Origin of the sequence: Bacillus cereus group sp. MYBK101-2, assembly GCF_051918845.1 — a bacterium.
Classification (GTDB): Bacteria; Bacillota; Bacilli; order Bacillales; family Bacillaceae_G; genus Bacillus_A; species Bacillus_A paranthracis.
The window spans coordinates 682,550-697,529 of the sequence record NZ_JBQAIE010000001.1; the positions used below are offsets into that span (position 1 = coordinate 682,550).

The window sequence follows — 14,980 nt, forward strand, 5'->3', positions numbered from 1 at the left end:
GACATAATCGATCCTCCTCTTATTATGCAAAACATTCGTTTTGCAGGTATTAGCACCGTTTCAAACATTTCGTTTGAAGGTTGCCGGGTTTCACAGGGCCTTTCCCTCCACCGCTCTCAATAAGAGTTTGTCTTTATTATTTTATTTATGTAGCTAAAAGGAAATGCGTTCCCCTTTTAACAATGTTTGTTAATTTTTTTATAAATTTAGCACGCACAAATATAAAAGTCAATGACACTTGCGGAAAAATAAAAATTATTTAAAATAAAGTTGCAATTCAATTATCTTTTGTTGTAAAGTTAAAAACATAATAAAATTTCATACGAACATTCTTATCTAGAGAGGTAGAGGGACTGGCCCTATGACGCCTCAGCAACCATTAACATTTGTTAATAAGGTGCTAATTCCAGCAAATTGTGAAAGATTTGACAGATGAGAAGAAGACTCTATTCAAACCGAAAGCCTTCTTCTTAGAAGGCTTTTTTATTTTATATTCAACTAATGGTTCAATTTAAAAAGGAGGAATTTTCACATGTCAACTATCGAAACAAAATTAGCGCAAATCGGAAACCGGAGTGAAACTACAACAGGAACTGTTAATCCACCTGTTTATTTTTCAACTGCTTATCGTCACGAAGGAATTGGTAAATCTACTGGATTTGATTATTCACGAACTGGAAATCCAACGCGCGGCCTATTAGAACAGGCAATCGCAGACTTAGAATGCGGTGAACAAGGTTATGCCTGTAGTTCAGGGATGGCAGCCGTTCTTCTTGTCCTTTCCCTATTCCGCTCTGGAGACGAACTTATTGTTTCCGAAGATTTATACGGTGGCACTTATCGATTATTTTCTGAGCACGAAAAAAAGTGGAACGTTCGATGTAGATACGTAAATACACAATCTATTAAACAAATTGAGCAAGCCATCACAACGAAAACGAAGGCTATTTTCATAGAAACTCCAACTAATCCATTAATGCAAGTTACCGATATTGCCGCTGTTGCAACTGTAGCGAAAAGACACGGACTACTTCTTATTGTAGACAACACATTCTACACACCTTATATACAGCAGCCATTAACAGAAGGTGCCGATATTGTACTTCATAGTGCAACGAAATATTTAGGTGGTCATAACGATGTACTAAGCGGACTTGTCGTTGCAAAAGGAAAGGAACTTTGTGAGGAAATCGCTCATTATCATAATGCCTCTGGTGCAGTCTTAAGTCCATTTGACTCATGGCTATTAATTCGTGGTATGAAAACGTTAGCGCTTCGCATGAGACAACATGAAGAAAATGCAAAAGCAGTTGTTGCTTATTTAAATGATGAGGATGGGGTGACAGATGTATTTTATCCTGGAAGAGGCGGCATGATCTCGTTTCGTCTGAAAGATGAAACATGGATTAATCCATTCTTACAATCTTTATCCTTAATTACATTTGCCGAAAGTCTCGGTGGTGTTGAAAGTTTAATGACATATCCAGCAACACAAACACACGCTGATATTCCTGAAGAAATTAGAACAGCAAACGGTGTATGTAATCGTCTTCTTCGATTTTCCGTTGGTATTGAAAATAGTAACGATTTAATTCAAGACTTAAAGCAAGCCATTAAACTTGTAAAAGAAGGTGTAAGAATATGAGTTATTCTATAGATACACTCTTACTGCACAACCAATATAAACATGACTCGCAAACAGGAGCTGTTAACGTTCCCATCTATAACACATCAACATTTCACCAATTTGATGTAGATACGTTCGGGAAATATGACTATAGCAGGTCAGGCAATCCAACTCGTGAAGCTCTTGAAGACATCATTGCTTTATTAGAAGGCGGAACAAAAGGATTTGCCTTCGCATCAGGAATTGCAGCGATTTCTACTGCATTCCTCCTCCTTTCACAAGGTGATCACGTACTCATTTCAGAAGACGTATACGGAGGAACTTATCGAATGATAACTGAAGTTCTCTCCCGTTACGGTGTTTCACATACATTTGTTGATATGACCAATTTAGAAGAAATAAAGCAAAACATTAAGCCAAATACAAAACTCTTTTATGTAGAAACACCTTCCAATCCACTTTTAAAAGTGACAGATATTCGTGCTGTTTCTAAACTTGCAAAATCTATTGGCGCCCTTACTTTTGTTGATAATACATTTTTGACACCACTATTCCAGAAACCACTTGACCTTGGCGCTGATGTCGTTCTTCATAGTGCCACAAAATTCATTGCCGGTCATAGTGATGTTACTGCCGGATTAGCAGTTGTAAAAGATACCGATCTCGCTCAAAAACTTGGCTTTTTACAAAATTCATTCGGCGCTATTCTAGGCCCGCAAGATTGTTCTCTCGTACTTCGTGGTCTAAAAACATTGCATGTACGTCTTGAGCATTCAGCTGCTAATGCCAATAAAATTGCACACTATTTACAAGAGCACGCTAAAGTTCAAAATGTCTATTATCCAGGATTACAAACACATCTTGGATTTAACATTCAACAATCTCAAGCTACATCAGCAGGAGCTGTCCTATCTTTCACTTTACAATCAGAAGACGCACTTCGCCAATTTTTATCAAAAGTAAAATTACCTGTCTTTGCGGTTAGTTTAGGGGCTGTCGAATCGATCCTTTCCTACCCAGCTAAAATGTCACATGCAGCACTATCGCAAGAAGCTCGTGATGAAAGAGGGATTTCAAATTCATTACTTCGGCTATCCGTCGGTCTTGAAAATGTTGACGATTTAATATCCGATTTTGAAAATGCCCTTTCTTATGTAGAAGAGCCTGTAAATGCATAGAGAGCAGAGAAGATATGAAATTAAGTTATCATATCTTCTTTTTTACGCTGATAAGTATATTTGTCAACCCTTCGTATAATTCATAAAAAAAATGACAGATCACTATCTATTTCCAAGTAATGAATTAATTGATATATTAAGAAGTAAAAAAAGGGGCAAAAATAATGGATACATGTGCAGATGTTTTAATCGTTATCGATTTACAAAATGGAGTATGTTATAGTGAGGAGCATTTATTTAATTTACAAAATTTACTTACAAAAGTAAATAAAAGAATTTCTTCATACAGAAAATCAAATAAACCAATTCTTTTCGTTCAACATTGTGATGATGATTTAGTACCTGAAAAAGAACTTTGGGCTATTCATTCAGATTTAGATGTTCAAAAACAAGATTTTTTTGTAAGAAAAACACATGCCAATTCTTTTTATAACACAAACTTGAAAGAGATTTTAGATCAATTATCTGTACATCGTATTGAATTTTGTGGTGCCCAAACAGAGTACTGTATGGATACCACGATTAAATTTGCCCATGGACTAGGGTACGAAAACTTCATGTTCCAGAAAGCAACCTCTACGTTAAATAATCCATTTATGTCCGCAAAAGAGACAATTGATTTTTATGAAAATATATGGAACCACAGATTTTTAAAATTGATGAAAGATGAAATCTAGAATACATAACTAACGTCTTGGTAATTCTAAGATGTATCAGCTATATTCAAACATTTCATTTTCACCATAAAGAAGCTGACTACATTCGGCTTCTTTTCTTTTAACCTGTTTTATATTCTATATATAACATTACAATTCCTTTGTCATATTATTTTAAAAATTTTGTATATTCATTTGAAAGAATAAGAAAATCATGATAAAATTGTGTTACAAATATATCTATATCTTTCAATTTTTAAAACGCATCGAAATTTTCACCCAAAAATGTCATTTTACAAAACCGTGCTAAATTATCTACTTTATTTACATCAGGGTCTCTTTTCTTACAATTTCTTTACTTTAGGAATGTTTTTCTGCAACAACTGTTTTCTTTTCTTTAATTTTTTGGTATGTATAGTATGGTATAACAGCTCACACGGAGGTGGAAAAGAACATGTTAGAAACCTTTCAAAAAGAAATAGAACTATATGAAAGCAATGCAGAATTATTGAAAGTACTTGCTCATCCTGTTCGCTTATGTATTGTAAAAGGATTAATTGAACGCGGTCCAAGCAACGTTTCTACAATGTACACTGGCTTAAACATGCCACAATCTACAATTTCACAGCATTTAGCAAAGTTAAAAAGTGCTAAAATCGTTTCAAGTGAAAGAAAAGGATTAGAAATTTATTACAAAGTAGAAAACGAGACAATTATTCAACTCGTTCGCGTATTATTGGGTTAGGGACTCATAGACAGAGAAAAAGGACGTATTTTATATTTTTCATCTCATATCTTTAATATAAATATATATCATGAGAGGAAATATATGATGCTACATAAGTCGTATTAAAAAACAAGACACAGAACTATGCTGTGTCTTGTTTTTTATATTTTCAAATACCGATCCAAGTGTAACTGTTGCATATGTTTCGTATGTATAACAACATCACATGCACTCCCTAATCCTCCACTCAAAATCATAGAATGAACTGCACGATTTTGTTTTTGAATTTCAGAAAAAGGATCCCGATCTTGATGATTCGTAAGCAGCTCTAGTATTCCTGCTGCTAACAAAAACTCAGATTGTTTCTTATGCCATACCATATTCATACCTTGCAGGCTAAACATTTCTTTCAGTTCGTCCCAATGAATATGAGTAGTAAGATCCATTTCACCTGGATACGCTAAAGGATTACGAATTAACTTATGCTCGTAATATCCTCGTAAACTCCCTTCTTGATGTGCAGGATGCATCCATTCTTCTTTTGTATATCCATAATCAACTGTAATACATACACCTCGTTGAAACCATTTCGCCATTTCTTTTATATATTCTTCCATCGCAATTGGCACTTCAAAACGCTGGCCTTCAGCGAGATGAATATTATATTTCAATAAGTATCGACCAATTCGTTTATGTAACGGTCTACATACTTCTGCAAGTTTCCCTTCTTCTGTGTACGTAACACGTACTTCATACAATATTCCATTTCTCTTCTCAATTACTTCAACAGGAAATGCATCAAATAACTCATTCGAAAAAAGAATCCCCTCGAACGATTCTCCCATTTCACTATGCGACGTATAATATGACACATTAGAAAACGAACAAAGAGTCTTTTGCTGCAATTTTCTATGAAAAGGGCTCATTTCAATTATCGAATAGTTTAAATCAATAAAGGTTTCCGGTGATAATTGCTTCCATTCTTGTAAAACATCATAGGCAAACCTTCCTGTCCCCCCACCAATCTCACAAATATGTGGAGCAACTTCACCATTTTCAACAAGACGAATAAAAAACTTAGCAAAAGTTTTTGCAAACACAGAGGATACGTTGCTACTTGTAAAAAAATCCCCTTGTCTTCCTATTTTTTCACGTTCTTTCATATAATATCCATGTTCCTCTGCGTATAATGCGAGGTTCATATATGTACTGTATGAAATTGAATAATCCTTTTCTTTTTCCATCCATTCTTTTAAAATGAGCTCCATCTCCACACTAGCTCCTTACTGTAAAAATGGATTATTTTCTTTTTCAAAACCAATGCTTGTTTCTGGACCATGTCCACATAACACCGCTGTTTCATCAGGTAATACAAATAATTTCTCTTCAATACTTCCAATCAACTCTGCAAAACTTCCACCAGGTAAATCTGTTCTTCCAATACTCATTTGGAATAATACATCTCCAGAAAATACAGCATTCGCCTCTTTACAGTAATAAGAAATACTGCCTGGAGAATGTCCTGGTGTCTCAAAAATTTCAAAGTTAAATGAACCAATTGTTAATGCACCTTCTGCATCAATAATATGATCTGCTGGTTTTGCTGTAATGCTGCGATTCATCATAAAGATTTGAGAACCATTTACAGTTGCATCGCCTAACCAATCTGCTTCTTCTTTATGTACGTACACAGGAATATGAAAAGCGTCTCTTACCGCATCAACAGCACCAATATGATCAAAGTGAGCATGTGTTAATAAAACAGCCAGTGGCTTTAATTGTTCTTCTTGTAAATATGTAACGAGCTTCTCTCCTTCGTGACCAGGATCAAAGATAATACACTCATTTTGCTCATTCGTTAAAATATAAGCATTTGTTTGTAATGGGCCTAACGGCATTTGTATCCATTTCATATGAAAATCTCCTCCAATTATTAAACTTACTTTCAATGATACAACATTTTTTTCTCTTAGGAAAAGAAAGGATGCTATCTCGACAATCATTTTTAAAACATGTACAATATAAAAGAGTAAATATTCCAAAAACTCACATTAAGGAATGGGGAGACAGAGGAGGATATTGTATGGGCCTTGTTATTATTTTTGCATTAGTCACTCTGTTAGCTGTATTTGCTACGCTTAGAACACTTCGCGAAAAGAATTTTCTCGCGGGCGGCTTTGCAATTGCAACTGTACTCGTTTTCGGATGGTTTACAATCATGACTGTTCTATATAACGGGTACCCACCAGCAGCTTAATTCATTTACATGCTCGTCTTCATCAAGATTTCGCACAAAAAGAGGAAGGGTTTCCCCTTCCTCTTTTCATACTTCACAACTTATATCATCTTCGCTTCGTATTTGTGCTTTTTTACAAGCCAAGCTCCTCCGATAACACCTGCATCATTACCAAGTGTTGCAATAGCTAACTTCGTGCTCTTTACAGCACGTGAGAAAGCATATTGTTCAAAATAGCGTTGAATTGGTTCTAAAAGTGCATCTCCAGCTTTAGAAACGCCTCCGCCAATAACGATTTTCTCTGGGTTCAACGTGCTAGAAAGGTTCGCTACAGCTAATCCTAAATAAGAAGCTACCTTTTCTACTACTTCGCCTGCTAGTTCATCACCTTGTCCATGTGCTTCAAATACGTCTTTTGATGTAATACGTCCTTCTTCTGCTAACATAGAACGTAGAATACTTTCTTTATCAGTCTCTTGTATTTTTTGCATAGCAACACGCACAATACCTGTTGCAGATGCTACAGTTTCTAGGCAACCAGACTTCCCGCAATTACATGGGAAAGCGTTCTCTGTAACGACTGTAATGTGTCCGATTTCACCAGCAGCACCGCTTACGCCGTGTACAATCTCTCCATTGGCAATTACACCGCCGCCAACACCAGTGCCAAGCGTCATACAAATTAAATCTTTTGCTCCTTCACCAGCACCTTTCCACATTTCACCAAGCGCTGCTAAGTTCGCATCATTATCAATCACAACAGGTAATCCTGTTTCTACTTCTAATAAATCTTTTAACGGATAGTTCTTCCATCCTAAGTTAACCGCTTCATAAATCATTCCAGACGCCACGTGTACAGGGCCAGGAGCTCCCATACCAATACCGATTAACTTACTTTTTAATTCGCCTAACTCTTCTAACTTTTTATCAATAGCTTTCGCTACATCAAGTGTAATATGTTTTCCTTGCTCATTTGTATTCGTAGGGATTTCCCACTTATGTAAAATTTCACCGTATACATTAATAAATGCTAATTTAATCGTTGTACCACCAAGGTCAACACCAACTAACCATTTCTCTTCCATGTTACTTACCTACCTTTATCTAATTCTTATTTAGCTCTTTTTGAATTTCTTGCTTCAATAAAAATAAAGCTGTTTGATAGTCTTGTGAATCGATTAGCTGTGATTGATTTAATTCACGCAATTCATCTTGCATTAATTGTAAATCTGCAATTCGATCTCCCGTATAAATAATCGTACCAAATTTCTTTAGCAATTGCTGAATATCATATATAGATAACATTTCATCACCCTCTATGCTCACTTACTATAAAAAATTATAATAAGAAAACGTTCACATATTTTATTATAATCAAGAAGAAAAAGTCTCGTCAATTTTTATTTGTCTATACAAGCCCATTTTTAACCATTGTTCCTTTTTCTGTAATAATTTTTTCTATATTTTTATCAAACGGCTCTATTGGAATATGGTCTACCATTTGAAAACTATAAGCTAATGATAGCGTTTTCCCTTTATAATGCATGAGATAACGATCATAATAGCCACCACCATATCCAATCCGTTCTCCTCGCTCTGTATAAGCTACACCTGGTACAATTTGAAGGTCAATTTCATCTGCATTCACTTCTTCCGTAAGCGCTGGAATTGGCTCACGTAAATTCATATACACTGTTTCCAATTGATCAAAATTACTAATTTGCCTAAAGGACATTGTTCTTGTTTCTTTATTACACTTCGGAACAACAACTTTCTTTCCTTCTTCCCAAGCTTTTTCGATAATAGGATATGTATTCACTTCATTTTCCATTGAAAGAGTGATTCCAATTGTTTTAGCTTCAGCCCACTCTTTTTGTGCATACAACGAACATGCAATTTGCTCTGATAAAGTTGTATACCGTTCTTTTGATAAAGAATTCATGTGCTCTATTATTTGTTTACGTAAACGTAGTTTCTCTTCTCTCACACATTTCCCCCCTCACAGTGATACTTTGCTCTACGATGATAGTGTATCACTTTTAAGAGAGGAATCGAATAAAAAAAGAAACAGTAGGAAAATATTCCTACTGCTTACTTTGTTTCACGGTGTAACGTAGACTTCTTGTCACGCTTGCAATACTTTTTAAGCTCGATACGCTCAGCGTTGTTACGTTTGTTTTTCTTTGAGATATAGTTACGATCTCCGCATTCTGTACATGCTAGAGTAATATTCACACGCATTCTTATTTCCCTCCAGTACTAATAACTTAAATCAGACTATACTATAATACCACTTTTAAAATAAAAATTCTACACCTTTTGATATTGTCTAATTTTTTCTATAAGATTTTTCATGTTTTCCCTTGCTATTACTGGGTTTCTAGCATGTGAATACACTAAAAATTTCGGTTGTTTTGTGTCAGAAACGATATAAGACCACTCTTTTTCGGTATATTTGAACTGTACTCCTTCAAATATGCCTTCTTCCTTCCTTTCGATATCAGCCAATAATTTCCTCATCACTTTTCCTTTTTCATTCCATGAACATACAACTTCATCACAAAGTAAATAAAGCGGCGGCGATTGCTCTACTATGCTGAGAAAGGTTTTTCCCTGCAATGCTATTAACTCGAATAATTTTCCAATTCGATATAAAATATCTCGCTTCCATCTCGCTTGAAACGATTTTTTTTCATCCTGCGTATAAAATAGAAGATAACATTCTCCTAATTTCAAAGACATTGGGTAAATATTTCCTGCCGATTCCAGTAATAAATCTGGAATATCAATCTCTTCAAAATCCGTCCCTTGGTAAATATTACTATGATTATCATATAACTCGAAATAATTTCCTTGCTCTGAAAACATAAGCGCCATATTTGCTTTACTTGATTTCATCAAAGCTTTCACATGATCCTTTTGTTCGCCCGCATAAATCCACGTAACTGTGCATCCGAGCCTTTGCAAAAAGAGCATAAGCAAATGTTGTAACATATCATTTCTCTTATTAATAAGAAGATGGAACTTCTGTTTTTTTATTTTCTCAATATCAATACGCTCTAATACAGCCTCTATATAATTATGTAAAGAAACGTGTACTAGCTTATTCCGCCCCATTTCCTTCTCACATACGTAATAAAACGACTCAGACATATATACTTGTTCTATCGCTTTTTGCTGCTTATACGTTAACTGTGCCCCATCCTTACCATACAACTTTATAACAATCTCTTTTTCTTTTTCCGCTTGAATGAAAACCCCGCCCGCACATTGCAAATCTTGAATGCTGTACTGAAAAAGTGATTCGTTCATTTCTTTGCATTCCATCGTATGAATCCCAATACCATGAATGGCATGAAGAAAAAGATTTTTATAAGAAGTCGTTTCTATATGTTCTTGACTCCCGATTAATATACTTTCCCCTTTTGTAAAAAGAGATCCGTACGCCATCGCAACCTTTACAATAAATTGAGGGGTGATTTCAACGTTCCCTCTTCCTACAATGCGGCTTTTTTGCAACCATCCTGCACTCTTCTCACTTTCTTGAACACCAGCCGATCCTACTACCGAATGACTATCAATCGCCTTATATGGCCATAGTTTTCCCTTTTGCTTAATTACCGTACTTTTCCCTATATGACAATGGTCCGCTACAATGCTTTTTTGAAACAATGTAACATCATCTTCCACCATTGTATGTTCTCCTATTGTCGTTTCTAGTAACTCACAATATTTCCCAATGTGCGCATTTGCAAAAATAATACTTTTTTGAAGATGAGAATAACTCGAAACAATACTATTTTTCCCGATAATAGAGTACGGCTCAATTACAGCCCCGGCACCAATTTTTGCTCCTTCTCCAATAAAAGAAGGGCCGTGAATTTTCGTTCCTTTTCCAATCGTTACCCCTTCTCCCATCCATACCATCGGTAATACTTCCGTATATGGGATAGGTACTTGCAATTTTTTCGTTAACAAATCAAATTGTGCTTGTCGATATTGATCAAATGTACCGATATCTAACCAGTAACCTTCTGACAAATATGCAAATAATGCGTTCTTATTTGCCAATAACGGAAACACATCTTGACTAAAATCAAAAAATTCTCGGGGCGGTATGTAAGAAAAAATTTCTGGCTCCATAATATATATACCTGTATTCACAATATTAGAGACTACTTCATTCCAACTCGGTTTTTCTATGTATCGTGTAACCTCTTGTTCTTTGTTCATTACAACTAAACCAAATGAGAGTGGATTTTCTACTTCCTTTACAAACATAGTTACCATTCTTTTCTTTTGTTCATGAAACGTAATTCCTTCTGATAATTGAAAATCAGTTAACGCATCCCCACTTATGACAACAAACGGTTCATCCAAAAATTTTTCCGCTTGTTTAATACTCCCTGCAGTTCCAAGCGGTGGAGAGTCTTCAAAGTAGTACAAGTTAACGCCCCATTTGCTACCGTCACCAAAATATTGCTTAATAGCCGCACTCATATACTGAACAGTAATGGCAATCTCACGTATACCATGCTGACGCAATAATTCAATGTTGTATTCTAAAACTGGCTTTTCTAATAATGGCAACATCGGCTTTGGAGTATTACATGTTAATGGTCTAAGGCGTCGTCCTTTTCCTCCAGCTAAAATAACCCCCTTCATATACTTCAGCCTCCACTTATATAATGTTCAGTAACTTCATATACGATATGTATATTATCTACCCAGCATTAACTAGCAGTATAAAATAAAGTGAAACTTTAATCAGTGGGGGTTTTCTTCCTCCCCTACTGATTATTAGCCTTGACCAATCGGGCCGGCAGGCAGTAAAGTTCCCCTTATATACATTCACCTTTCAACAACTTAAGAAAGCGCTTACTATTAATTTTTAAAATATTACTTAATAAGCGAATAACATATACGCCCTATTTTTTCCATTATATTATGATACATCTTATCATCATAAACTAAAGGAAACAACGAGCTTTTTTTGTCATGTTTTGACTAAAAAAAGCAGGTGATGTTTCACCTGCTTTTTTCTTTATTCATTTAATAAGTAATGCTTTCCCTTTACTAAATAAAAAACATTTTCAGCAATATTTGTAATATGGTCTGCTACACGTTCGATATATCTCGCTACAAAGGATAATTGTGTAATTTGTGTAATTGCTTCTGGTTGTTCTGGAACTGAAGATATAAATTCACGAATCGCTTTCCCATATATTTCATCAACAGAATCATCCATTTCGGCAATTTGTTTCGCAAAAGTTAAATTTTCTTGCTCATATGCATCTAGCGCTAACTGTAACATCTTATTTGCAATCGCAAACATCTCATCAAGATTGTGCAAACTAACAGACACGTCTTTTTCCCCGAGACGAATGGTTGATTTCGCAATATTAACAGCATGATCTGCAATCCGTTCTAAATCTGTCGCTGTTTTAATTGAAATGAAAATCCTTCTTAAATCACTCGCTACAGGTTGCTGCTTCGTAATGAGCATAAGCGCAAGATCATTTATTTCCTCTTCTAAATTATCCATACGATAATCACCATCTATTACCTCTAACGCTTTCTCTACATCCTTTTTATGAAGCCCTTCCATAGCAAGCAATAAAGCTTCTCTCGCTAGTTCACCAAGCTCAATCACCTTTTGCTGTAACGTTTTTAAATCACATTGAAATTGTTCTCGTACCATTGTTTCTTCCCCCTCAATATTATGTACCACTATATATAACTCTCCTACCTAGCCTACTTATAATAAACCTTAAGATAGGAGGAGTATTACTTCTCCTATCTTAAATAAGGTAAAAATAAGAAATACCCTCTGTTAAGAGGGTATTTGCTCTTAGCCTTGCTAGCGACATCAACCGAATCGGCCTGTAATATAATCTTCTGTACGCTTATCTGAAGGTGTCGTAAATAATTTATTTGTATCTGTATACTCTACAACTTCTCCACTTAAGAAGAAAGCAGTTTTATCTGAAATACGCGCAGCTTGTTGCATGTTATGCGTTACGATAACGATACTAAAATCTTTCTTTAACTCTTGAATTAATTCTTCTACTTTTAATGTTGAAATTGGATCTAGTGCTGATGTTGGCTCATCCATTAAAATAACGTCTGGTTCAATCGCTAAACAACGTGCAATACATAGACGCTGTTGCTGTCCACCAGATAAACCGTATGCATTATCATGCAAACGATCTTTTAACTCATCCCAAATCGCTGCTCCACGTAAACTTTTTTCAACAATTTCATCTAACGTTTTCTTGTCGCTAATCCCATGAATTTTCGGGCCATATGCTACATTTTCATAAATAGATTTTGGAAATGGATTTGGTTTTTGGAACACCATTCCTACATGTGTTCGTAATTCTTCAACTGGATATGATTTATCAAATATATTGCGCTCTCTATATTCAATTACGCCTGTAGTTCGCACGATTGGTACTAACTCTACCATACGATTTAATGTTTTTAAGTACGTTGATTTACCACAACCACTTGGCCCGATAATTGCTGTAACTTCATTCTCATGAATACTTAAGTTGATATCTTTTAAAGCATGGTCTTCTCCATACCATAAATTTAAGTTTTTCGTATCAAATACTACTTTCTTTGGCGCAGTCTCGATTTTCTCCTCGTTTTTCACCTGTACATTTACTACTGTTGCTACCATTTGAATTCCCCTTTCATCCATTTCCAACTTATTTTCGATTTCGTAACCATAGGACAACTATATTGATCAAGAGCAACAAACCTAACAAAACAATCATCCCAGCAGCTGCTACATACTGAAATTCTTCCTGTGGTCTACTCATCCAATTAAAAATTTGAATTGGTAAAACTGTAAATCTATCAAACATACTAAACGGAACATAATTTGCAAATGCAAGTGCCCCGATAACTAATAACGGTGCCGCTTCTCCAATCGCTCTTGATATCGCTAACGTACAACCTGTTATAATTCCTGGGAACGCATATGGCAATACAACTTGATACATCGTTTGCCACTTCGTAGCACCTAACCCGTAAGAAGCTTCTAATAATGACCTCGGTACAGATCGTATCGCTTCTTGACTCGCTACAACAACTGTCGGTAAGACGAGTAAGCTCATCGTCAGTGCCGCTGCAATAATACTCTCACCTAAGTGAAGAGCGTATACAAAAATGGTTAAGCCGAGTAATCCAAATACGACGGAAGGTACTCCCGCTAACGTTTGATTATTAATTTCTATTACCTTTTTAAATATAGATTCCTTCGCATATTGCTCTAAATAAAGAGCAGTTCCGACCCCAAATATAAAGGAGAGTGGTATAACAATACTCATAAATAATATTGTTCCTGACAAAGCTGCAACAATCCCAGCTTCTTTCGGATTACGCGAAGCGAAGTTTGTAAAGAAATCTAACGAAAGGTAACTGACACCTTTTTCAAAAATTTGAAAAAGCAAAATAAGCAGGATTACTATCGAAAACAAAATTGCCATATAAAATAACAATTTGTAAATTCGATCTTTTAAAAAACGTGATGCCATATTTTCTTGTATTTTTTTATGATTCAACATGCGCATATTATGTCACCCTCCTAAAGCGGCGCATAATAAACTGCGAAATGATGTTCATTATAAAAGTAAACAAGAATAACATTGCGCCTACAGCGTACATGCTGTAATAAGTAATTGTTCCATGCGGAGCATCACCTAAACTCACTTGCACAATATAAGCTGTTAACGTTTGAATAGAGTGTGTCGGATCGAGAGATACGTTCGGTGTGGACCCTGCTGCAATTACAACGATCATCGTTTCACCGATTGCTCTTGAAGCAGCTAATATAATCGCTGCCATAATCCCTGCGAAAGCTGAAGGAAACACGACTTGTTTTACCATTTCAAACCGAGTTGCTCCAAGTGCTAACGAAGCTTCTTTCGTCCCTTTCGCTACAGCTCTCATTGCATCTTCAGACAGAGATGCAATTGTCGGTATCATCATAAAGCCAATAACAATACCTGGACTAATCGCATTAAAAAACTGTAAATCTGGTATAATCCGCTGTAAAAGCGGTGTGACAACTGTTAATGCAAAAAAACCATATACAATCGTCGGGATACCTGCTAATAGTTCTAACATCGGTTTTAATACTTTTCTTACACTGTTTGAAGCATATTCACTTAAAAATACGGCACACGCTAAACCGATAGGAATTGCTACGAACATAGCAATTGTTGTTACAAGGAACGTTCCACATATAAGTGGTAATATACCGAATTTAGGATCTTCAAAAAAAGGTAACCATTCTTTCTCTGTCAAAAAGGAGAGCAATGGTATTTTTTGAAAAAACATCATTGTTTCATTTGCCAGCGTAAAAATAATTCCAAGTGTCGTCACAATAGACACACTAGCAATTATTTTTAGTAATAATGGAACGATTTGATTGATTCGCTGCGTTTTTTTTCTTTGTTTTGTATTTCTCTCAATCAAATGTTGTACAGAAAATGTAATTTGACTTTTGTCATTATGAGCCAAAGATGAAAACCCCTTTCCACCCTG

The 14,980-nt window shown here is 35.5% G+C and carries 16 protein-coding genes and 2 riboswitches; of the genes, 5 read left to right on the forward strand and 11 right to left on the reverse strand.

All coding sequences use genetic code 11. The annotated features are described in order from the left end of the window. Positions 1 to 16: 16 nt before the first annotated feature. Positions 17 to 126: riboswitch (SAM riboswitch) on the reverse strand. Between the two features lie 203 nt (positions 127 to 329). Further along, positions 330 to 439: riboswitch (SAM riboswitch) on the forward strand. Between the two features lie 93 nt (positions 440 to 532). From metI to ACTFSI_RS03675, 4 genes are all read left to right on the forward strand, one after another. Next, entirely contained in the window at positions 533 to 1,645 is a 1,113-nt protein-coding gene (gene metI / locus ACTFSI_RS03660; protein WP_000103875.1) for a cystathionine gamma-synthase/O-acetylhomoserine thiolyase, read from the forward strand. Continuing rightward, positions 1,642 to 2,805 (forward strand): cystathionine beta-lyase, encoded by a 1,164-nt coding sequence (gene metC, locus ACTFSI_RS03665; protein ID WP_000122291.1) that lies wholly within the window; start codon positions 1,642 to 1,644, stop codon positions 2,803 to 2,805. The genes metI and metC overlap by 4 nt, the downstream gene beginning before the upstream one ends. Before the next feature lie 164 nt (positions 2,806 to 2,969). Further along, on the forward strand, positions 2,970 to 3,482 hold the full coding sequence (locus ACTFSI_RS03670) for a cysteine hydrolase family protein (RefSeq protein WP_016718484.1): 513 nt from the start codon (positions 2,970 to 2,972) through the stop codon (positions 3,480 to 3,482). A gap of 433 nt (positions 3,483 to 3,915) precedes the next feature. Beyond that, entirely contained in the window at positions 3,916 to 4,206 is a 291-nt protein-coding gene (locus tag ACTFSI_RS03675) for an ArsR/SmtB family transcription factor (protein ID WP_000894375.1), read from the forward strand. 143 nt (positions 4,207 to 4,349) lie between these two features. On the opposite strand, the gene ACTFSI_RS03680 is transcribed toward ACTFSI_RS03675, so the two are convergent. Next, entirely contained in the window at positions 4,350 to 5,462 is a 1,113-nt protein-coding gene (locus ACTFSI_RS03680; protein ID WP_041184141.1) for a class I SAM-dependent methyltransferase, read from the reverse strand. 9 nt (positions 5,463 to 5,471) lie between these two features. After that, the gene (locus ACTFSI_RS03685) at positions 5,472 to 6,101 is read right to left on the reverse strand and encodes an MBL fold metallo-hydrolase (protein ID WP_265152907.1); all 630 of its coding nucleotides are present in this window, start codon (positions 6,099 to 6,101) and stop codon (positions 5,472 to 5,474) included. Positions 6,102 to 6,271: 170 nt separating this feature from the next. Between ACTFSI_RS03685 and ACTFSI_RS03690 the strand changes: the two genes are divergently transcribed. Then, positions 6,272 to 6,445, forward strand: a complete 174-nt coding sequence (locus ACTFSI_RS03690; protein WP_044793788.1) for a DUF2759 domain-containing protein — start codon at positions 6,272 to 6,274, stop codon at positions 6,443 to 6,445. Positions 6,446 to 6,525: 80 nt separating this feature from the next. Here ACTFSI_RS03690 and glcK read toward each other — a convergent pair whose 3' ends face one another. From glcK to pstC, 9 genes are all read right to left on the reverse strand, one after another. Next, complete coding sequence (gene glcK / locus ACTFSI_RS03695; RefSeq protein WP_000391706.1) at positions 6,526 to 7,509, reverse strand: glucokinase; 984 nt, start codon at positions 7,507 to 7,509, stop codon at positions 6,526 to 6,528. 19 nt (positions 7,510 to 7,528) lie between these two features. After that, positions 7,529 to 7,729, reverse strand: a complete 201-nt coding sequence (locus ACTFSI_RS03700) for a YqgQ family protein (protein ID WP_000949156.1) — start codon at positions 7,727 to 7,729, stop codon at positions 7,529 to 7,531. Between the two features lie 103 nt (positions 7,730 to 7,832). Then, positions 7,833 to 8,411: a 5-formyltetrahydrofolate cyclo-ligase gene (locus ACTFSI_RS03705; protein ID WP_139895897.1), complete on the reverse strand. Its 579-nt coding sequence runs from the start codon at positions 8,409 to 8,411 to the stop codon at positions 7,833 to 7,835. A 104-nt stretch (positions 8,412 to 8,515) separates the two neighbouring features. Further along, the gene (gene rpmG / locus ACTFSI_RS03710) at positions 8,516 to 8,665 is read right to left on the reverse strand and encodes a 50S ribosomal protein L33 (protein WP_001265616.1); all 150 of its coding nucleotides are present in this window, start codon (positions 8,663 to 8,665) and stop codon (positions 8,516 to 8,518) included. Positions 8,666 to 8,734: 69 nt separating this feature from the next. Beyond that, complete coding sequence (locus tag ACTFSI_RS03715) at positions 8,735 to 11,089, reverse strand: sugar phosphate nucleotidyltransferase (RefSeq protein ID WP_044793786.1); 2,355 nt, start codon at positions 11,087 to 11,089, stop codon at positions 8,735 to 8,737. Positions 11,090 to 11,468: 379 nt separating this feature from the next. Continuing rightward, positions 11,469 to 12,125, reverse strand: a complete 657-nt coding sequence (gene phoU, locus ACTFSI_RS03720) for a phosphate signaling complex protein PhoU (RefSeq protein WP_000251231.1) — start codon at positions 12,123 to 12,125, stop codon at positions 11,469 to 11,471. A 168-nt stretch (positions 12,126 to 12,293) separates the two neighbouring features. After that, a complete protein-coding gene (gene pstB, locus ACTFSI_RS03725; protein ID WP_000226683.1) occupies positions 12,294 to 13,109 on the reverse strand; it encodes a phosphate ABC transporter ATP-binding protein in 816 nt (271 codons plus the stop codon). Between the two features lie 28 nt (positions 13,110 to 13,137). Next, positions 13,138 to 14,004, reverse strand: coding sequence for a phosphate ABC transporter permease PstA (gene pstA, locus ACTFSI_RS03730; protein ID WP_001242546.1), 867 nt, complete (start codon positions 14,002 to 14,004; stop codon positions 13,138 to 13,140). A gap of 1 nt (position 14,005) precedes the next feature. Further along, positions 14,006 to 14,956, reverse strand: coding sequence for a phosphate ABC transporter permease subunit PstC (pstC, locus tag ACTFSI_RS03735; protein WP_000940902.1), 951 nt, complete (start codon positions 14,954 to 14,956; stop codon positions 14,006 to 14,008). Between the last annotated feature and the right edge of the window lie 24 nt (positions 14,957 to 14,980).

What these genes read in the sequence shown, in the direction of transcription:
- pstA (WP_001242546.1), bottom strand. Translation starts at nt 14,004, where the DNA reads ATGCGCATGTTGAATCATAAAAAAATACAAGAAAATATGGCATCACGT.
- ACTFSI_RS03670 (WP_016718484.1), top strand. Translation starts at nt 2,970, where the DNA reads ATGGATACATGTGCAGATGTTTTAATCGTTATCGATTTACAAAATGGA.
- metC (WP_000122291.1), top strand. Translation starts at nt 1,642, where the DNA reads ATGAGTTATTCTATAGATACACTCTTACTGCACAACCAATATAAACAT.
- glcK (WP_000391706.1), bottom strand. Translation starts at nt 7,509, where the DNA reads ATGGAAGAGAAATGGTTAGTTGGTGTTGACCTTGGTGGTACAACGATT.
- ACTFSI_RS03690 (WP_044793788.1), top strand. Translation starts at nt 6,272, where the DNA reads ATGGGCCTTGTTATTATTTTTGCATTAGTCACTCTGTTAGCTGTATTT.
- phoU (WP_000251231.1), bottom strand. Translation starts at nt 12,125, where the DNA reads ATGGTACGAGAACAATTTCAATGTGATTTAAAAACGTTACAGCAAAAG.
- ACTFSI_RS03700 (WP_000949156.1), bottom strand. Translation starts at nt 7,729, where the DNA reads ATGTTATCTATATATGATATTCAGCAATTGCTAAAGAAATTTGGTACG.
- ACTFSI_RS03675 (WP_000894375.1), top strand. Translation starts at nt 3,916, where the DNA reads ATGTTAGAAACCTTTCAAAAAGAAATAGAACTATATGAAAGCAATGCA.
- pstB (WP_000226683.1), bottom strand. Translation starts at nt 13,109, where the DNA reads ATGGTAGCAACAGTAGTAAATGTACAGGTGAAAAACGAGGAGAAAATC.
- rpmG (WP_001265616.1), bottom strand. Translation starts at nt 8,665, where the DNA reads ATGCGTGTGAATATTACTCTAGCATGTACAGAATGCGGAGATCGTAAC.
- metI (WP_000103875.1), top strand. Translation starts at nt 533, where the DNA reads ATGTCAACTATCGAAACAAAATTAGCGCAAATCGGAAACCGGAGTGAA.
- ACTFSI_RS03685 (WP_265152907.1), bottom strand. Translation starts at nt 6,101, where the DNA reads ATGAAATGGATACAAATGCCGTTAGGCCCATTACAAACAAATGCTTAT.
- ACTFSI_RS03715 (WP_044793786.1), bottom strand. Translation starts at nt 11,089, where the DNA reads ATGAAGGGGGTTATTTTAGCTGGAGGAAAAGGACGACGCCTTAGACCA.